Origin of the sequence: Variovorax paradoxus B4, from assembly GCF_000463015.1 — a bacterium.
Taxonomy (GTDB): domain Bacteria; phylum Pseudomonadota; class Gammaproteobacteria; order Burkholderiales; family Burkholderiaceae_C; genus Variovorax; species Variovorax paradoxus_E.
Genome location: NC_022234.1, coordinates 548,275 through 566,582, shown reverse-complemented (window position 1 = coordinate 566,582; position 18,308 = coordinate 548,275). Strand labels below are relative to the sequence as shown.

Annotated in this window: 15 protein-coding genes and 1 pseudogene; 8 read left to right on the top strand and 8 right to left on the bottom strand. The window is 65.1% G+C overall.

Features of this window, described 5'->3' with window-relative positions; all coding sequences use genetic code 11:
* Positions 1-125 precede the first annotated feature (125 nt).
* Positions 126-3,272: an LVIVD repeat-containing protein gene (locus VAPA_RS29805; RefSeq protein WP_155248140.1), complete on the top strand. Its 3,147-nt coding sequence runs from the start codon at positions 126-128 to the stop codon at positions 3,270-3,272.
* Between the two features lie 195 nt (positions 3,273-3,467).
* Here VAPA_RS29805 and VAPA_RS35295 read toward each other — a convergent pair.
* Positions 3,468-3,605, bottom strand: a pseudogene (locus VAPA_RS35295) (IS630 family transposase); the annotation flags it as partial.
* A 519-nt stretch (positions 3,606-4,124) separates the two neighbouring features.
* On the bottom strand, positions 4,125-5,015 hold the full coding sequence (locus VAPA_RS29795; protein WP_230559100.1) for an SMP-30/gluconolactonase/LRE family protein: 891 nt from the start codon (positions 5,013-5,015) through the stop codon (positions 4,125-4,127).
* Between the two features lie 164 nt (positions 5,016-5,179).
* On the opposite strand from VAPA_RS29795, the gene VAPA_RS29790 reads away from it, so the two are divergent.
* Positions 5,180-6,136: a Bug family tripartite tricarboxylate transporter substrate binding protein gene (locus VAPA_RS29790; RefSeq protein ID WP_021003940.1), complete on the top strand. Its 957-nt coding sequence runs from the start codon at positions 5,180-5,182 to the stop codon at positions 6,134-6,136.
* Between the two features lie 75 nt (positions 6,137-6,211).
* Here VAPA_RS29790 and VAPA_RS29785 read toward each other — a convergent pair whose 3' ends face one another.
* From VAPA_RS29785 to VAPA_RS29770, 5 genes are all read right to left on the bottom strand, one after another.
* Entirely contained in the window at positions 6,212-7,423 is a 1,212-nt protein-coding gene (locus VAPA_RS29785) for a CaiB/BaiF CoA transferase family protein (protein WP_021003939.1), read from the bottom strand.
* Between the two features lie 98 nt (positions 7,424-7,521).
* Positions 7,522-8,811: an aspartate carbamoyltransferase gene (locus VAPA_RS29780; RefSeq protein ID WP_021003938.1), complete on the bottom strand. Its 1,290-nt coding sequence runs from the start codon at positions 8,809-8,811 to the stop codon at positions 7,522-7,524.
* A 230-nt stretch (positions 8,812-9,041) separates the two neighbouring features.
* The gene (locus VAPA_RS34655; protein WP_155248139.1) at positions 9,042-9,410 is read right to left on the bottom strand and encodes a hypothetical protein; all 369 of its coding nucleotides are present in this window, start codon (positions 9,408-9,410) and stop codon (positions 9,042-9,044) included.
* Positions 9,395-9,655 (bottom strand): hypothetical protein, encoded by a 261-nt coding sequence (locus tag VAPA_RS29775; RefSeq protein ID WP_155248138.1) that lies wholly within the window; start codon positions 9,653-9,655, stop codon positions 9,395-9,397. The genes VAPA_RS34655 and VAPA_RS29775 overlap by 16 nt, the downstream gene beginning before the upstream one ends.
* 83 nt (positions 9,656-9,738) lie before the next feature.
* Entirely contained in the window at positions 9,739-9,936 is a 198-nt protein-coding gene (locus VAPA_RS29770) for a ribbon-helix-helix protein, CopG family (protein ID WP_021003935.1), read from the bottom strand.
* A gap of 242 nt (positions 9,937-10,178) precedes the next feature.
* Here VAPA_RS29770 and VAPA_RS29765 point away from each other — a divergent pair, with 242 nt between their 5' ends.
* From VAPA_RS29765 to VAPA_RS29740, 6 genes are read left to right on the top strand one after another with little or no spacing between them, the layout of a single operon-like run.
* Positions 10,179-12,182: a proton-conducting transporter transmembrane domain-containing protein gene (locus tag VAPA_RS29765; protein ID WP_021003934.1), complete on the top strand. Its 2,004-nt coding sequence runs from the start codon at positions 10,179-10,181 to the stop codon at positions 12,180-12,182.
* The gene (locus VAPA_RS29760) at positions 12,179-13,102 is read left to right on the top strand and encodes a respiratory chain complex I subunit 1 family protein (RefSeq protein WP_021003933.1); all 924 of its coding nucleotides are present in this window, start codon (positions 12,179-12,181) and stop codon (positions 13,100-13,102) included. Before VAPA_RS29765 ends, VAPA_RS29760 begins: the two co-directional genes overlap by 4 nt.
* Entirely contained in the window at positions 13,102-13,716 is a 615-nt protein-coding gene (locus tag VAPA_RS29755; RefSeq protein WP_021003932.1) for a hypothetical protein, read from the top strand. Before VAPA_RS29760 ends, VAPA_RS29755 begins: the two co-directional genes overlap by 1 nt.
* Complete coding sequence (locus VAPA_RS29750) at positions 13,713-15,194, top strand: complex I subunit 5 family protein (protein WP_021003931.1); 1,482 nt, start codon at positions 13,713-13,715, stop codon at positions 15,192-15,194. Before VAPA_RS29755 ends, VAPA_RS29750 begins: the two co-directional genes overlap by 4 nt.
* Before the next feature lie 14 nt (positions 15,195-15,208).
* Positions 15,209-16,666 carry a hydrogenase large subunit gene (locus VAPA_RS29745; protein WP_051255426.1) on the top strand — a complete coding sequence of 486 codons (1,458 nt, stop codon included), beginning with the start codon at positions 15,209-15,211 and terminating at the stop codon, positions 16,664-16,666.
* 8 nt (positions 16,667-16,674) lie between these two features.
* Positions 16,675-17,424: an NADH-quinone oxidoreductase subunit B family protein gene (locus tag VAPA_RS29740; RefSeq protein WP_021003929.1), complete on the top strand. Its 750-nt coding sequence runs from the start codon at positions 16,675-16,677 to the stop codon at positions 17,422-17,424.
* 25 nt (positions 17,425-17,449) lie between these two features.
* On the opposite strand, the gene VAPA_RS29735 is transcribed toward VAPA_RS29740, so the two are convergent.
* Positions 17,450-18,073 carry a glutathione S-transferase family protein gene (locus VAPA_RS29735; protein WP_021003928.1) on the bottom strand — a complete coding sequence of 208 codons (624 nt, stop codon included), beginning with the start codon at positions 18,071-18,073 and terminating at the stop codon, positions 17,450-17,452.
* Between the last annotated feature and the right edge of the window lie 235 nt (positions 18,074-18,308).

Below are 18,308 nucleotides of genomic sequence, written 5' to 3'. Positions count from 1 at the left end.
GTTGCCAGGGTTGCCGATTTCAAGCGCGCTTGCGCTGGATCAACGCGCCTCCCGCGACATCTTTGAAACTCGGCTTTCGTTCAGTTACCCACCTACCGTCTCACATATCCTCATTGGAGTCCCATATGGCCCGCACGCTAGAGTTCTTGGTCAAACGAATGTCACGGATCGTCGGCCTGTCGGCGACGTTCGCCGCCGCCTTGGTAATGGCAGGCTGCGGCGGTGGAGGCGGCTCAGCGGGCTATTTCCCCATCCTGCCCACCAGCAGCACACCTACCGACAGCCCTCCCACCGCTACACCCGACCCCGTCTCGCCCATCACGATCATCGAAGCCAATATCGACACGCTGGTGGCACAGGTCGGTGGCGCCACGCAGGACGTCGCGCTATACAACGACGGCACCGTCGACTGGGCCTTGTACACCATGGCCAATCGGTTCGCCGCCACCCGCATCGGAATGACGAAGGGCCCGGTAATCGAGATCAGCGCGCCGGGCTATATCCAGCACATCACGGTGGTCAAAGGCTTCGGCGGCCAGGACTATGCCTTGCTTTCCATGGGCGGCAAGGGCATTGGGGTGGTGGACATCACCAACCCTGCGGCCATGACCTATGTGCGAACCATGACGGTGAGCTACCTTCCGCCACCATACACCTACACGGACGGTGGCGGCTCGATTTTCACCGAGCCGGCGGCGATCGCGCCGCTGACCAACGGGGTGGTGTCCGACCTATTGGTGGATGACCAGGGCACCAACGCGACGAGCGACGACGAGTTGTTCGTGGCCAACGCTTCCTTCGGCATCCAGAAGACCAAGCTATCGAAATTGTTGAACGCTGGCGGTGACGGTGTGCTCGCCATCGATGGCGCGCAGACCTGGACGCTGAAGTACGCGGGTGAATCCCCGTGGGGCGAGCCATTGAGCCTCAAGCGGCACGACGGACGCCTCTATGCGGCGCTGGGCTTCTTGGGGGTAGGCATTTTCGACCCGGCCGACCTCTCGCGCCAGGGCCACTACAACCTCTACGCCGATTGCGCCAACAGCGCGCAGGAGGACTGGTTCGGCTTTCCCGATCGCAAACCGGCCTGCAACACCAGCTTGCTGGTCAATGCGGCCTTCGTCGACGCAGACGGTATGCCCACGTACCAGCAGGCCGCAGCCGAACTTGGCGAGAAGAGCAGCCTGGCAGCCTATCCTTGGGCCGAATTCGATCGTTACGGCAAGTACTACTACAACGCGCGCGACATGGACCTCGTGAACCTGCCAAACGGCCGGACCATGGCCTATGTGGCCTATTCCCTCGGCGGCCTGGTGGCCGTGGATGTGACCAACGCCGCGGCGCCCGTCTATGCAGGCTACGTGCCGGCCGCGCCCGCCCACGGGCCCGACGAACCTCCTGCGAACTCCGACAAGAAAGGAATCCTGTCGCACTCCGGCTCCGGGATGCTCAAGGAAGCCGGCGTAATAGGCGTGCGCGTCGTACCCGATCCGGACGATGGCACGAAATTCCACGCCTACTACACCGATCATTTCGCCGGCCTGGTTGTGCTCAAGGGTGCCGAGGCCCCCGCTACCGAATGGCGCAGCGGCCCATACAACAACAACACCGACGCACGGATCCACTGGCCCGACTACGAATTCGTCACGTCCTATGACATGACGCCGGTTCCCGTGGGCGACGAGTCGATGCCGAAGTTCCTGACGGCCGTGAACGGCAACTACACCGCGCCGGTGATGCTGGTCACCGGTGAGATCAACGGCCATGGCGGCTCGTTGTTCATGGTGGGAGGCAACACCAGGGCCTCCGGGCAGGTGGACGTGGTAGAGGCGTCGGGTGCAGGCGGGGTGAGCTTCGTCGACATCATTGACCTCAAGACCGCCGGGGTGGCCGAAGCCAGCCGATTTGCCGTACCGGTCAGCCTGGTGAGTACCAACGAAGTCGGCGCGTACGAGGACGGCTCAGCCGGCCAGCCCATCGCCATCGGACATACCGAAGGCGTCACAGTCTCAGGCAACCACCTCTACCTGGGTGATGGCCCGCACGGGGTAAGCGTCTGGCGCATCGCCGATGGTATCAATCCCATCGACGACCCGCATCTGGTGGCCAACACGCTGCAAAGCGAATATCCCATCAGCGACAGCGTGCTGCCCACCCCGCATGCGTTCAAGGTGGCATTCGCCGGCGACCCCGCCCAAGCCTACGTGATGAGTCAGAGCCTGGGCATGCGCCGCATCAACGTCTCGGCCGTCACCGGCGGCAGCGCGCAGGTGGGTTCGCCAGCGTTGGTCAACGCGAAGGGCGGTGTATTCGAGCACAACACCGAGGCCGGCGCCGTGGGCAAGGTGAAGATCACAGGCCAGGACCATGCCTACGGAGTGGCCTACTCCGGCAACTACGCCATCGTGGCTGACGGCGACAACGGCCTGACCGTCTACGACACCACTGCCGACCCGGCCTCGGGCGCCCACGTGGTGGCCAACATCGGGGACTCCGAGGGTGCCAGCGGCAAGCCGCCGCTGGGGCGTGCGGCCTCAGTCAAGCTGTGGGCGAATCCTGCGACCCGGCGCACCTACGCGGTGGTGGCAGCCGGTTCTTATGGTGTCTCGGTGGTAGACATGACGGACTTCCTGGCCACTGGCCGAGCAGAAGATCTGACCGTGGTCAATCACCTCATCAAGACCTTCGAGCCGTTGAAGGCCGATGACGACAACGCGTTCGGCTCGGCCGATGGCAAGAGCGTCGACGTGCATATCGTGGGTGACCTGGCCTACTTCAGCTACGACAGCTTCGGCTTGGTGGCCTATCGCATGCTCGACCTGATCCGCCCCGCCTCCGAGGAGCGCCCGGCGGTGGTGCCGGCGGGCCAGGCGCCCGATGCCTGCCTGGCCGTCACCGACGTCACCAAGCTCAGCGCCAAGCAGGGTGGCGTGGCCGAATGCCGCCCCGCCGCAGCCGGCTATTTCAAACTGCAGAAGCTTGCCGGCTTTGAGAACCTCGAGGGAGGAGCGCTGTACATGACCCCGCAGTACTTCCCAGCCAATCAACCACTGAGCGGTGGCGCTGGCTCGGTCTATACGCTGGGGACGCCGCGCCTGTTGTTCTATGTCGCCTACGGTGACGCCGGCGTCGTCAAACTCGATTGGAGCAACGTTGCTGCGCCGAGGATGATGGCCCTCAAGGGTGTGGTGGGAGGAGCGGTAGCCACCGCGGTCAACAATGGCCGTGTCTACGTTGCGGCGGGAGCGGGTGGGCTCAGCGTACTCAAATGAACTGGCACACCAACACGTAAGTTCCGAAACGCAATGACGCCCGAGGTTGTGATCTGCGTCCTGTCGAGTGAACTTCCACTCGATGGTTCGGCGCAACGCGTTTCGATCTGTTTGCCAGGCATCGACTTCGCGTCGCAGAAGTTGCTGGCTGGGGAAGTGGCGGTTCAGGCAATGGCGGGTGAGGATGCCGATCTCGTTCTCTGCCATGTTGAGCCAACTTGCGTGCTTGGCCGTGTAGTGAAAGCGCACCCAGCGCAGCAGCGTGTTGGCTGCGCGCGCTCCCAACACATCGTCGAAGCATTTCCCGAAATGAATGTTCGGGTTGTCCAGCACGAGGTGAACGCGCGCGCCGTCGCATAAAATGAGAAGAGAGCCAAGGTCCCATCATCAACAGAGATCGGCAGACGGCACGGCTGAAGACGTATGCCTGTGCGCCTCTGCCCTCCCCACGCGCGTCAGAATAGTTGTCGCCTCCTTCGAACCAAGAACCCCGGGGGCGGCGATGAAGGACGAGAGTGGCTCGATACGGAAAATCATTCAAGGCCCGAGCGGTAGCGAGGTTGCCGCCGCCGGAGAGTTGCGCGCTGGAGGTTGTGGCGCGCGAGGTTGATCAAAGGGCAAACGCAATCGCACCGGCAGCCAAATAACTATTCAAGCTGCGCGACCACTACCTCAACCCACCCGAATGGACCGATTGGGCCCTCACTCCCGAGGAGCAGGCCGCAGGGTTCCCGGCGCGACCTGTAGCCAAACCGGGGCACGAAAATGATCTAAAACAGCGCACTCTCACGAAACTCTACAACGCCATCATCTCCGCCGGCCCGCCGCGCCAACTGCTGGACGCGAACGTCGTCAAGAGATCCTGCTTGTAACTTCCAGCTCAGCGCTCTGGCAACCTCCGAAGCGGTCGGGCATGAGTCCCGGCGCGGCCAGCCCCTCGATCCGGAACAGCCCGCCGTCCTGCGCCTTGTTCCCCTGCAGGCGCGCGCTGCGGGAAATGCTGGTCAGGTACAGGTGCTCCAGACGTGGTCCGCCGAAGCAGATGCTCGTCGGATAGCTCGCGGGCAAATCGATCAGGCGTTCCAGCCTGCCGTCGGGCGCGTAACGCGCAAGCCTGGCGGCGCGGGTCAGCACGGTCCAGACGAAGCCCTCTGCATCGACCGTCGCGCCATCGGGGCCCGAATCGAATTCATGCGTCCTCGCGAACACGCGCTTGTTGCGCAGCGGGCCGTCAGGGTCGTAGTCGTAGGCCCAGATGGTGCGCTCCAGGCTGTCGGCCAGGTACAGCACGCGGCCGTCGGGGCTGAAGCAGGGTCCGTTGGCAAAGCCGATGTCGTCGGCCAGCTGCTCGACGCGGTGGTCGGTGCGCAGCCGGTAGAGGCCTCCCACGATGGCCTCGCCGGGCTGGCGGTCGACGTGCATGGTGCCGGCCAGGAAGTGGCCCGCCGGATCGCACTTGCCGTCGTTGAAGCGCACCTTCGGGTGGTCCACCGGGATGCCGGCCCGGTGCTGCAGTGTGCGCGTGGCGAAGTCGTAGCGCGCGAAGGTGTTGCGCAGCGCCACCACCACGGCCGCGCCGCGGCAGGGCGCGATCGAGCCCACGGGCGCCGGCAGCTCATGCCGCTCGGGCTGCTCGGCCCCGGCGCGCAGCCGCCACAGCGCGCCGCCCAGCGCGTCGATCCAGTTCAGCGCCTGCGCGTCGGCATCCCAGCAAGGGCTCTCGCCCAGCTGGTCCTTGGTCATCCCGATTCTGGTGATCTCCACGGTCATCGGCGAAGTGTGCAAGGCCGGGCTCACGCCTGCCGGCGCTTCCCGCAAAGCTGCTTTTCATTTCGTGCAGCGCAGCGTCAAAGGCAGCCACCTAGACTGGCTCCAGAGCCCGATCCCGGGCCGGAACAGGAGACAAAATGAGCTATAGAAAACTCGTCCTCGGGTTGGCGCTGGGTGCCTGCGCACTCGCCCCCGCGCTCGCCCAGCAGGTGATCCGCATCGTCGTGCCCTTTGCGGCAGGCGGCGGCACCGACCAGTACTGCCGCATCCTGGCCCAGGAGCTCAACAAGCAGGGCCTGAACGTCATCATCGAGAACAAGCCAGGCGCCAGCGGCATCCTCGCTGCCGACTACGTCGCGCGCGCCAAGCCCGACGGGCAGACGGTGCTGGTGTCGTCGCTCGGCACGCTGGCGAACAACAGCGTGCTCTATGAGAAGCTGCCCTACGATCCGGCGAAGGACTTCGCCCCGGTCACGCAGATCGCCTACCAGCCCGCCATCGTCGTGGGGCGCACCGACCTGCCCTACAAGAACATCAAGGAAATGGTGGCCTATGCCAGGCAGAACCCCGGCAAGATCAACCGCGGCTCGCCGGGCGCAGCCATCCTGACGAACCTGGCGCCCATCGCTTTCGAAAAGGAACAAGGCTTCAGCACGCTGCACATTCCCTTCAACGGCGATGCGCCCGCGCTGCAGGCCCTGCTGGGCAACCAGATCGACATCCACGGCACCTCCATCACGGGATCGCTGCCCTATGTGAAGGCGGGCAAGCTGCGCGTGCTGGGCGTGATGGATTCGCAGCGCCTGCCGCAGGTGCCCGACGCGCCCACCTTCAAGGAGCAGGGCTACGACATGGAAGCCACGCTCTGGTATTCCCTCTCGGTGCCCGCCGGCACGCCCCGGCCGGTGATCGACCGCCTGAACAAGGCGGTGAACCAGGTGATCGCCGATCCCGACTTCGTGGCCCGCGCCCGCGCCATCGGCATGGAGCCGCGCGGCGGCACGCCCGAGGACCTCGACAAGTTCATCAAGGCCGAGGCGGACCGCTGGCTTCCTGTCCTGCGCGGCCTGAACCTGCCCAAGCAATCGCACTGAACGGCACAGGCCATCGGCAAGGCCCGGATTCATCGCCCTCGCAGGGCAATGGGTCCGGGCCTTGTCCGATTTCCGTCATTTGATGACGCTTCTCCGGGTCAGGGACTCGAGCTGGCCGTCGCCCAGGTCCAGCAATTCACGCAGCACCTCGGCCGTGTGCTCCCCCAGGTGCGGCGGAGGGTGGCGCACGCCCGAGCGCGCGCCGTCGATGATGTAGGGCGGTGCGTGGACGGCCTGCGCCCCCGCTTCCGCATCCTCGAACCGGTGCCAGACCTGGGTCTGCGCCGTCCGGTCGGACTGCAGCGCCTCGTACAGGCCCAGCACCTGGCCGCACGGAATGCCGGCCTTGTTCATGCGCTCGAGGAGATCGGCGCGCGAGAACTGCCCGATCCTGCCGAGCAGGATGGGCAGCAGCTCATGCCGGTTTTTCGAGCGCTCGGTGTTGGTGGCGAACTTCGGATCGACGGGCAGCTCCGGGCAGAGGATCACCTCGTCGCAGAACTTCCTGAACTGGCCGTTGTTGCCGACGGCAATCACCAGCGGGCCGTCCGCGGCCTCGAACACGCCGTAGGGCACGATGGACGGATGCGAGTTGCCGAACTTCGCGGGATCGCCCTTGTTCAGCCAGGCGGTCAGCCCGTAGTAGGACGTGATCATCATCCCGCTGTCGTAGAGCGACATCTGGATGTGGCGGCCCTCGCCGGTGCGCGTGCGCTCGTACAGCACGGCCAGGATGGCCTGGGCCGAGTACATGCCGGTGAACATGTCGACCGCGGCGATGCCGAACTTCAGCGGACCCTGGCCCTCCTCGCCGTTCATGGCCATGAGGCCGGTCTCGCCCTGGATCACCAGGTCGTAGCCCGGCCGCGCCTTCTCCTGGCTCAGCACCGAGTAGCCCGAGATCGAGCAGTAGATGATCTTCGGGTTGATCCTGCGCAGGTCCTCGTAGCCCAGGCCCATCTTCTGCGCACCGCCGTACTTGAAGTTCTGGATCACCACGTCGCACTGCGCCGCGAGCTTGCGCACGAGCGCCCGGCCATCCTCGTCCTGCAGGTCCACGCAGATGGAGCGCTTGTTGCGGTTGCAGCTGTTGAAGTAGGAGGTGTTGTGGCGGCCGATGCGCACGCCCCAGTCGCGCGTGTCGTCGCCGCGCTCGGGATGCTCGACCTTGATCACGTCGGCGCCCAGATCGGCCAGTGCCATGCCGCACAGCGGGCCCGCCATCACGCGCGACAGGTCGAGCACGCGCACGCCGGCCAGGGGTTGCATGGAAAGGTGGTTCTTCATTCGATGTCCTCGAGGCGCCCGCCCGGACGCCAGAACACCCAGTCTAGGAGCGCACCCCTCCCGTCATGCACCGGCGCATGAAAAGGTGCTTTGTAGTTTCAGTCGAGCCCGTCGAAGTCCGCATCGTCCGGCCCGATGTGCGCGGGCGAACGCCAGCCTGCATCGCGCATCGAGCGCGCCACCTGCTGGTCCACGCCCATCAGCACTGCAAAGAGCGCCATGCGCACCGGGATGCCGTTGTCGGTCTGCCTGAAGATCGCCAGCCGCGGATCGTGGTTGAGGTCCACGCTCAGGTCGTTCGCGCCCGGGCGCCCGTCGCGCGGCAAGGGGTGCATGAGGATCGTGTCGGGCTTGCAGGCCGCATCCACCAGGGCCTTGCACACCTGGAACTCGGGCGTGTAGCCCTCCAGCGTTTCTCCATTCGCGAACCGTTCCTTCTGCACGCGTGTCGCATAGACCACGTCGGCCCCGCGCAGCCCCTGCGCCAGCGATGAGGTCTGCTCGATGACATGGCCGTTGCGCGCGACCAGCTCGACCAGGTAGGCCGGCATCTCCAGCGACGGTGGCGCAACCAGCGTGAACTTCAGCCCGCGGTAGAGCGACAGCAGCCGGATCAGCGAATGCACGGTGCGGCCGTACTTGAGGTCGCCGACCATCGCCACGTGCGTGCCGTCGACCAGCTTGCCCATGCGCGAGAACTCGCGCTGGATGGTGTACAGGTCGAGGATGGCCTGGCTCGGGTGTTCGCCGGGACCGTCGCCGGCATTGATGACCGGAATGTTGGTGGCACGTGCGAACTCGGCCACCGAGCCCTGCTCGGGATGGCGCACCACCAGTGCGTCGACATAGCCGCTCATCACGCGGCTGGTGTCGTAGATCGACTCCCCCTTGGCCATCGACGAGAAGGTGAAGCCCGTGGTGTCGCACACCGTGCCGCCGAGCCGGCAGAAGGCGGCGCCGAAGCTCACGCGCGTGCGCGTGCTGGCTTCGAAGAACAGGCTGCCGAGCACGGCGCCTTCGAGGATGCGCGTGACCTTCTGCCGGCGCGCAATCGGCTGCATCACGTCGGCGACGTGGAACAGGTCCTCGAGGCTGCCGCGGTCGAACTGCGCAACCGACAGCAGCTGCGGCTTGCCTTCGGCCGCGATGCGCTGCGCGAGCGGGCGCTGCCCTGTGCCCACCGAGCCGGCGTCGAGCGCCTCGCGCTGAAGAATCTCGGCCACGAACTTGCCGACCATCTCCGGCATTGCCCGCGACTCGCTCGAGTCGGACGGCAGCAGCCAGGTGTCCAGCGCGCGGCGGCGCACGCCCAGCCGTTCGGAAAAAGCATCGCGCGTGAGATTGAGGCGGCGCATCGCGTCGCGCAGGAGGTCTTGTTGCTGGCTCATGCGTGAAATATACGCCATGCGCAGAGATCTCAAAAGAAAATATACTCAATGCGTATATTTTCGGCGTGCAAATGATCCACGCCGGCGCCCTGCGATGCAGCGCCCTCGCCTTCAGCCTTCAGCCTTCAATCACTTACCCGTTCTGCGCCTCTCATGTCGAGACAGGCTCGGCGATCTCCGGGGCGAAGATCGACAGCCAAGCAGCCATCGTCCGAAATGCCAGCGAGCACCTATTCGCCCGAATCCAAGCGGGCCTCGAGCCAAGCCCTGATCTCTTTCATGCCCCATTCGGCGGCCTCGACCTCGGTCGCAAATGTCGGCTCCAACCATTGCATGCGATGCTCATCCGGGCGCGGCTCCGAACGATAAGTCGCAGATGCCGCCGGCGCAAAATGGCCGTTGGGAAGCTTGACCCCACGGCTCTCGAGTTCCCATTTTCCTATCGCGAACATCACGGTCTCCGTAGTTTTGATGGACGAATCATTTCTTGATGCCGGGCTACAAACCCGATGCTCGGGGGCGGCGCCCAAACGTTGCAGCAGGCAGCGCAATCCATGAGAGATCCAGCGCACGATCTTGCGGCCTACCAGAATTTCCACCAGCGCCGTGAAGCTGCGCTTTCCTTTCGGACCCGCTTCACCTCGGAAGCGCCTTCCATTCGCCGTTCGCGACGCTGTATTTCCGCCTCGAAAGCATCGGCAACGCCGTGGGCGATCTGATCTCCCAGCTGCGCGCGATCGCGCCATTCACGAGCCAGGCGACCCAGGCGCACATCATCAAGCGCCCCGGAAGGGACGCCGTTGTCCGGCTTGTGTTCTCCGCCTTTGGCGTCATGCGCAAGCACGTCCGGCCCTTTCGAGGGTTCCCGCCCAAAGGGCGTTGCCTACGGCGAAGCGGGGCAGGCGGGCCTGTCGAGCGAGGGCGCGCTCACGGTTTTTCAACCAGCTCTTCTTCCTGCTCCATCCCACTGGGAACAAAGGTCACACCGTGATGAGCCAGATAGTCGCGGATCAGGCGTCGGACCACCTGCGAGGGCGTGACGTCCTGCCGCGCGCAAAGCGCTTCAAAAGCCTTCTTCTTCGAGGGATCAACCAGCACCGTCAGGCGCGCCGTCTTGAGTTCCATGAGGTATCCCTATGCTAGTTTCATGATAATGATAGTATCATCCAGTGCAATCGAATTGCAACCTGCGGGCATTCTGAGCGCCTGCTTGGCCGAGATCCTGGAGCTCTTCATTTGCATTGTTTCGTCGATTCATGCATGGCGCACGTGGCCCGTAAATTCGGGCCGCTGAAGCGCTCGGCTGGGCACCTTCGAGGCAGCAGGACGGCGTCGTACCTTTCGGCGCCCACAGTCCGGGGACACCCATGACGGCTCTCAATGCCGCCGTCTTCGTCTTGCTGCTGGGCGCTGCTGTTTGCCTGCTGCCCATGCGCAATGCCGTGCATGCCGGTGTTGGAATCCTTTCGCAGCTGATGGCCGTGGCGCTGGTCTGGGCGGCGGCGATCCCCATCCTGGCCGGAGGTGCGCCGGTTGTCGGCGAATTGGCATGGGCCTATCCGGTGGGCACGCTCAAGGTGCGGCTGGATGCGCTCGGTGCGTTCTTTCTCGTCTGGTCGCTTCCGATGACCATGCTGGGCGGCATCTACGCCGTGGGCTACCTCAGGCCCTACTTCAAGTCGACGCGGCACGTGGGATTGCACTATGCGCTGCTGAACCTGACCTCCCTGTCGTTCGTTCTGGTCTATACCGCGGACCATGCGCTGATTTTCCTGCTGGGCTGGGAGACCGCGGCGCTGGCGGCCTGGCTTCTCGTCATCTGGGACTACACGAACCAGAAGGTCCGCTTCGCCGGCTTCAACTACCTGGTGTCGACGCACATCGGCCTGATCTTCCTGGTCGCCGCCTTCATGATCCTCTACACCCATTCGGGTTCCTGGGATCTCGGCAGCTTCGGGCAATGGCTGCGAAACAATGCCGGCGCGGAGCGCAACCTGGTCTTCCTCCTGCTGATCGCGAGCTTCGGCCTGAAGTCGGCGTTCTTCCCTTTTCATTCCTGGTTGCCGCGTGCCCATGCCGCGGCGCCTGCGCATGTCTCCGCGCTGATGTCGGGTGTCATCCACAAGGCCGGACTCTACGCACTGGTGCGCTTCGTCTTCCTGATCGGCAAGCCCGACGAGTGGATGGGCTGGTTCCTGATCGGCTTCTCCGCGCTGTCCGCGCTGATCGGTGCCCTGTACACGGTCGGCCAGCGCGACCTGAAACGCCTGCTGGGCTACTCCTCGACCGAGAACGTCGGCATTGCCGGCATCGGCTTCGGCGTCGGCTGCCTGGGGTTGAGCTGGGGCAACGCCTCCTTGGTCGCCATCGGATTCGCGGGGGGATTGCTGCACGTGCTGAACCACGCGTTCTTCAAGTGCCAGCTGTTCTACGCGGCCGGCGCGGTCTACCAGGCCACGCACACCGTCGACATGGAGAAGCTGGGCGGGCTGTCCCGCTTGATGCCATGGACGTCGCTGAGCTTCATCCTCGGCGGCGTCGCGATTGCGGCGATGCCGCCGCTCAACGGCTTCACCAGCGAGTTCGTCATCTATTCGGGCTTGTTCACCAGTGCGCCGATCGGCGTCTGGGCGAAGGTGGCGTTCTGCGCCACGGGCGCATTGCTGGCCTTTGTGGGTGCCGTGTCCGCGTTGAGCATCACGCGCGCCTTCGGCGTGGTCTTTCTCGGCACACCGCGAGACCGCAGCGTGGCGCGGCCGACCGAGGTGAGCCGCTGGATGCTGGCCCCCATGGGCGTGCACGGAATCGGCGTTGTCGCGCTGGGCGTGATTCCGGTGCTGGGCTTCAAGCTGGTACAGGGCCCCGCCAGCATCGCACTGAGAACCCTGCCCGGCCCCGCAGGCGATGTGCTGCAACCCATCGCCACCACGCTGACCTGGATCGGCATGGTTTCCGGAGGGCTCGTGCTGCTGATCGAGGTGCTCATCTGGCTGCGCTCCAGAGTGGCATCCCCCACCGCTTCGAGCCATGTCACCTGGGGATGCGGCTACGGTGCGCCGAACTCGCGCATGCAGTACACCGGGTCCAGCTTCTCCTCGGATTTCAGTGCGCGATTTCGCGGCGTGATGGTGATGCTGCGGCGGCAGAAGCTGCCCACGGGCTATTTCCCGGCCGAAAGCTACCTGATCACCGATTGCGTGGACGCGGTGGAACGGCGCCTCTTCTCGGTGATCGGCCACGGCGATGCCTCGGCGAGCGATCTCTCCAAGCGGTTGCATGAAGATGATCCGCGCGTTGCCTTCGCCGCGGCCTTGATCGGCATCGTCGTGATCGCAGGCGTGCTGATGCTGGTGAGCGGGCCGCTGCGATGACGCTTCCAGCGGGATTCGCGCATGTGCTGCTGGCGCTCGGCATGCCGGTGCTGATGGTCGGCCTCGTGAACCGGACCAAGGCGATGTGGGCGGGGCGCAAGGGTCCGCCGCTGATGCAGTTGGGTTGGGACCTGCTGCGCCTCATGAGGAAGCGACCGGTGCTCAGCGGCGTGGCCACGCCGCTGTTTCGCACGGGCGCCTGGGTGGTCCTGGCCGCATCCATGCTCGCCGCGATGATCGCGCCGAATCTCGGCCGATTCGCACCACTGGAGTTCAACCACGACTTCGTCTTCTTTGCTTACACGCTCGCGCTCGCGCGCATCTTTCTCATGCTGTCGGCCATGGACGTCGGCAGTGCCTTCGAGGCAATGGGTGCGGCCCGCGAGGCATCGTTCACCGCCTTCGTCGAACCCGCGCTGTTCCTGCTCGTCGGCACTGCCGGTGTCGTCACCGGCCACGCCAGCTTCGCCGGCCTCATCGGCCATTTGCACCAGGCCGAATCGTTCCGCTGGCTGGCGCCAGCGCTGATCGTGGTCCTGTTCATCCTGCTGCAGGCCGAGGCTTCGCGGGTGCCCGTGGACGATCCGTCGACACACCTCGAACTGACCATGATTCACGAGGTGATGATCCTCGACCACAGTGGCCCGGAACTGGCGGCGATGCAATACGCCGCGGCCCTGAAGATGACCATCTATGCCGGCCTGGTGGCAGCCCTGCTCAATCCCTTCGACCCCCTGGCCGCACCGCTGGCCTGCGTTCTCTTCTCGGCATGCGCCATGGCCGGTGTTGCCGTGGTGGTCGGGTGCACCGAGTCGCTGGTCGCACGGCTGCGCATGCGGCTGGTGCCGCGATACCTGATGCTGGCATCGGCTCTCGCGGCCCTGTGCCTGGCCGGCGCCGGCTGGCTGACGAGGCCCTGATGACACTGCCACTGGTTATCTTTCTGGCCGCCACGGTCGTCCCGGTCTTCTTCAGCAAGATTCAGTCCATCCCGGTCTGGCTTGCCGTGCAGGCACTGGCTCTGGGCTGGAGCGGCACCTCGCAGCAGGCACAGCTCTCACCCCACGTCCTCGTGGCACTGCTGGAGGTTCTTGTGGTGCGCGGCGCCGTCGCCCCGCTGCTGCTGCGCCGCGCCATCCGTCTGCGCATCGAACCGAACATGGACCTGATGCCGTCGAACCTTTTCACCTGGGCCACTGCCGTCGCGCTCATCGTGCTGGCATTCGAGTTCGGTGCACCGGCCATGTCCGATCGGCAGGCTTTCACGCTCGGCGTCGTCGGCGCCACCGTGGCCGTGGCCTTGCTGGTGCTTGCCACCAACAACTCGCCGCCCGCGCAGCTGGTGGCCGTCCTCTTCATGGAGAACGCGCTGGCGCTGTTCGAGTCGCTGCTTCCCGAGCCTTGGCCATGGCCTGTTCATGCAACGCTGAGCGCCATCTACCTGCTCACGGCCGGTGTCGGCAGCTGGCTGGTCGGCGTGCGGGAGCCGGGCGAGGCGGATGATCCGCTGCATGCCGCGGAGGAGCGCACATGAATACCCGGCTCGTCGCCCTCGAATCCGGCGCGGCCGCCCCGGGTGCTCCCGGGTCCGTGGAGCCCGCCGGTTCCGGCAGCCGGCTCCCGCAGACACGCCATCCGTGGATCGGCCCGGCGCTGGTCGCTGCGGCGCTGGCCATCCTGGGGCTGTGGGTCACCGTCTTCATACGCACGCCGCTGGCGCAGCTTCCGCTCTACTTCGCGCAGCGCTATTTCGTTCTCGATGCCACCTCGCTGCTGTTCCTGCTGCTGATCAACATCGTGTTCCTGGGCATCAGCGTCTACATGGCCTCCCGGGTCCACACATCGGTTGCGCTGGCCAGGCACATGCCGTCCCGGGCCTCCCTCACGCTGGCCTTCATGGTGGCCATGAATTTCGGCGTGATGGCCAACAACCTGCTGTTGTTGTGGGCGTTCATCGAACTGACCGCGCTGTGCGCGGCCCCCCTGGTCGCGCAAGGCAGCGCGAAGGCGCCGCACCGGGTCGCCTGGCGCTACCTGCTGTACTCCAGCATGTCGCTGGCGCTGACTTTCCTGGGCATCATGTGCCTCACGCGCTCGGCCTACCTGCAAGGGGTGGAGATCCATTTCGCGCTCGACCAGATGGCGGCCGCCGTGCCGCCCGTGGGCGATTCCTGGCGGCACCTCGGGCTCGGGCTGATGCTGTTCGGCCTGGGCAGCAAACTCGGCCTCGCGCCGCTGTACAGCTGGATGCCGGAGACCTACGAGGCTGCGCCGACCAGCACGAGCGCGCTGCTCGCGGCCGTGCAATTCAACATCAGCGTGGTCGCCGTCTTTCGAATTCTCCAGGTGTTCCAGGCCAGGGACACGGGCTTCGTGGCCTACCAGCTGCTGATCATGGGCTGCCTGTCGCTGGCCGTCGCTGCGATCCAGGTGATGGCCGCGCGCAGCTACAAGCGGCTGATTGCCTATGCCTGCGTGAGTTCTTCCGGCGTGATCGCCATCGGCCTGTCGGTGGGGCGGGCTGCCGCGTACGGGGTTCTGCTCTACATCGTCAGCAACGCCTTCGTGAAAGCCCTGCTGTTCCTCACCGCGGGACGGCTGCGCGCGGTCTATGGCACCAATGAAATCAAGGCACTGAGCGGTGTGATCCGGGTGCTGCCATTCTCTGGAATGCTGTTCGCCGTGGGCACATTCGCACTGCTGGGGTTTCCCCCGTTCGGCGGCTTCATGGCGGAAATGCTGATCCTGTCAGGCATCGTGCAGTCGGGCAACCTGATCGCGTTCACCGTGATGTGCACGATGCTGACCATCATCTTTGTCGCGACGGGACGCTCGATCTTCCCGATGCTGTGGGGCCCCTCCGACCGGCAGGTTCCGCCGGCCGACGGGAGCTGGGTGACCGCGGCACCCAAGCTCGGGTTCGTCGTGGCCCTGGTCATGCTGGGCGTCTACACCCCGGCGCCCATCAGCCAGCTCCTGCGCCAGGTGGCGCAATCGATCGGCGGGCAGTGATGGAACCATTGGCCATGATGCAGACCCGCGAGATCGTGACCGACGATCTGGCGACGTGGGTGGACCGGTGCGCGCAGGCGCTCGATGCCGGCGATCGGCTGATCACGCTTTTCGGGCGTCCCGATGCGGGCGGCGACACCGTGGTCACGGCCGTTGTGATGGGCGGTGAGGGGGGCCTGCGCATCCTGCGCGGACGCGGGCGGCGCCATGAATCGTTCCCGTCGCTCACGCCCCGGCATCCCGCCGCGCAGATGTTCGAACGGGAGCTGTGGGAGCAGACCGGGCTGATCCCTGCCGGGCATCCCTGGCTCAAGCCGGTGCGCTACGAGGGCGAGCACCAGCAGCACATGACCGACTACCCGTTCTTCAAGGTACGCGGCCAGGAGATTCACGAAGTGGGGGTCGGGCCGATTCATGCCAGCGTGATCGAGCCGGGTCATTTCCGGTTCATGTGCCATGGCGAGCAGGTGCACCACCTGGAGATCCAGCTCGGCTACCAGCACCGCGGCGTCGAGGCGTTGCTCTTGCGCCGCCCGCCGCTTGCACTCGCCTCGCTGGTCGAGTCCATCGCCGGCGACAGCAGCATCGCGTACGCCTGGGGCTACTGTGCCGCCGTGGAGGCGTTGTCCGGCACCCGGATCCGCATCGAGACCGATCTGGTGCGTGGCGTTGCACTGGAACTGGAGCGCGTGGCCATGCACCTGGCCAGCCTCACGGGGCTGGCGACCGACATTGCATTCCTGCAGGGCGGGGCCACCTATGGGCGCCTGCGCACGGCGATCATCAATGCATGCATGCGGATCTGCGGCAGCCGCTTCGGCCGCGGGTGGCTGCGCCCCGGCGGCGTGCGATACGGAATTTCCGAAGAACAGCGGCAGGACCTGCTCGCCACCATCGCGGCCTTCGCGAAAGACTTCGCCGAAGTCAACGATCTGATGCTCGACGCACGCAGCGTCCGGTCACGTTTCCGGGGGGTGGGTGTTGTCGGCAGCGAGGCGGCACGGGACCTCGGACTCGTGGGACTGGCGGGGCGCGCCAGCGGCATGGCGGTCGACATGCGCGTCAGCCTGCCTGGGCGGCTGTACACCCGCGATCCGATCACGCTCCTGACGGAAGAAACGGGCGACTGCTGGGCGCGCCTGAAGTTGCGCATGCGCGAGATCGACGAATCGGTCCGCTGGCTGACCCGCGTACTCGAAACGCCGGAACTCGACCTGGCAAGCGTCGCGCCCGCGTTGCCCGGGCCGCTTTCGCCCGACACGCTCTGTGTCTCGGTGCGCGAAGGATTCCGAGGCCCCGTGGTCCAGTCGTTGGAGACGGGTCCCGACGGGCGCTTGATCCACTACAAGGTTCAGGATCCATCGCTGCTGAACTGGTTCGGCCTTGCATTCGCCCTGCGCGGCAACGAGATCTCGGACTTTCCCATCTGCAACAAGAGTTTTGATCTTTCCTACTGCGGGAACGATCTCTAGGAACATCGGTGCTCAAGTCGATCAGCGTGAGAATCTCGCAAGGGACTCAGTACATCAAGGATCCCCGGCAGGCGAATCCAGTCGGATTCCGCGGCAAGCCCGACATCGGCAATGCCGCTTGCGACACGGGCTGCGACGCCTGCGCGGCCGCATGCCCGACCGGGGCGATCGCGCTCGACCCGGTGCAGATCGACCTGGGGCGCTGCGTGATGTGCGGCGACTGCGTTCCCGCATGCCCCAGCGGAAAGCTCTCGTTCACGAACGACTTCAAGCTGGCCGCGACCGATCGAGAGGGGTTGACCTTGAGCGCGTCGCGACCGATGCCCGATCCCGTGAAGGTGTCCGACGCGCTGCGCAAGCGCTTTGGCCGCTCCCTCAAGCTGAGATCCGTCTCGGCCGGTGGCTGCAACGGCTGCGAGCTCGAGGTCAATGCACTCACCAACGTCAACTTCGACATCGCGCGTTATGGCATCGACATCGTGGCATCTCCGCGGCATGCGGACGGCCTGGTGCTGACGGGACCGATCACCCGCAACATGGCCGCGGCATTGGAACTGTGCTGGGACGGCATGCCTGACCCCAAGCTCGTGATTGCGGTCGGCGCCTGCGCGATCTCGGGGAGCCCGTTCGAAGGCGCGTCCACGCTGGACCGGAGTTTCCTGCAGCGATTCAAGCCGGCGCTCTATGTGCCCGGGTGTCCGCCGCATCCGCTCACCTTCGTCTGCGGCGTGCTCGATCTGCTTGGCATCAGCAGTTGAGTCAACTCCCTGCAGTTGGACGCCTTCAGGTGCCGGCCGCCAGTGGTGCCGGCCTCATTGCTTCGTCCGGATGCATCCACCCAGGCAGCGCGCGCAGCAGACCCAGCCAGCGCTCGATATGAGGGTAGTCGGCTTCCGCAAAACCGGTCTGAGACAACCAGAAGAGGTAGGCGGAACATGAGATGTCCGCAATCGTCGGACCCGAAGGCAGGAGGAACTCGGTTCTTGAGAGCGCTTCGTCGAGCGTCTGCAAGTCTGCGAGCACCCGTTTGCGCAGGTACGCAAGAACATCGGGCGGCTGAGGCTCCCACAACGACGAAAAGCGCAGATTGGGCGCGCTGAAGCCGATGCGGTTCGCCTCCCAGGAAAGCCACTCGAGGATCGAACGCCATTCGGCTCCATGACCGCGGAAAGCGTTCGTGCGCTGGGCGAGATGCATCAGGATGGCGTTCGACTGGCAATGCGCGATGCCGTCATCGATCAGAACGGGAACTTCGCCGAACTTGCTGGCCGCAACGAATGCCGCGAGGCGTTCCGATCTTGGCGTGCCGAGATCAATCCACTGATAACTGTGGGCTGTCCCTGACAGCAGGAGAAAAGATCTGACTTTGTACGAGTGACCAGAGTCGGTACTTCCATAGAGCAGCATGCGTGCCTTCGTGCGGTGTCGGTAAAGAAAATTGGCCCCGCTTCTCCGGGCACGCCAGCCAGGTCGAGGTCAGGCGCTCCGTGGCAAGCATCGGCAGATGCGAAGATATGATAATGAAATTATCATTGCAATGAAACATCAGACGCATTACATTCGATTTCTATCGCACAGAACTTGGAGCATGTGGCGTTTCCCTGCTCAGGAACATCGTGTCCACGGACGTCGTACGCGAGGG

Bases quoted from the DNA above. Each gene is read 5' to 3' on its own strand.
- VAPA_RS29805 (WP_155248140.1), top strand. From the start codon at position 126: ATGGCCCGCACGCTAGAGTTCTTGGTCAAACGAATGTCACGGATCGTC.
- VAPA_RS29795 (WP_230559100.1), bottom strand. From the start codon at position 5,015: ATGACCAAGGACCAGCTGGGCGAGAGCCCTTGCTGGGATGCCGACGCG.
- VAPA_RS29790 (WP_021003940.1), top strand. From the start codon at position 5,180: ATGAGCTATAGAAAACTCGTCCTCGGGTTGGCGCTGGGTGCCTGCGCA.
- VAPA_RS29785 (WP_021003939.1), bottom strand. From the start codon at position 7,423: ATGAAGAACCACCTTTCCATGCAACCCCTGGCCGGCGTGCGCGTGCTC.
- VAPA_RS29780 (WP_021003938.1), bottom strand. From the start codon at position 8,811: ATGAGCCAGCAACAAGACCTCCTGCGCGACGCGATGCGCCGCCTCAAT.
- VAPA_RS29770 (WP_021003935.1), bottom strand. From the start codon at position 9,936: ATGGAACTCAAGACGGCGCGCCTGACGGTGCTGGTTGATCCCTCGAAG.
- VAPA_RS29765 (WP_021003934.1), top strand. From the start codon at position 10,179: ATGACGGCTCTCAATGCCGCCGTCTTCGTCTTGCTGCTGGGCGCTGCT.
- VAPA_RS29760 (WP_021003933.1), top strand. From the start codon at position 12,179: ATGACGCTTCCAGCGGGATTCGCGCATGTGCTGCTGGCGCTCGGCATG.
- VAPA_RS29755 (WP_021003932.1), top strand. From the start codon at position 13,102: ATGACACTGCCACTGGTTATCTTTCTGGCCGCCACGGTCGTCCCGGTC.
- VAPA_RS29750 (WP_021003931.1), top strand. From the start codon at position 13,713: ATGAATACCCGGCTCGTCGCCCTCGAATCCGGCGCGGCCGCCCCGGGT.
- VAPA_RS29745 (WP_051255426.1), top strand. From the start codon at position 15,209: ATGATGCAGACCCGCGAGATCGTGACCGACGATCTGGCGACGTGGGTG.
- VAPA_RS29735 (WP_021003928.1), bottom strand. From the start codon at position 18,073: ATGCTGCTCTATGGAAGTACCGACTCTGGTCACTCGTACAAAGTCAGA.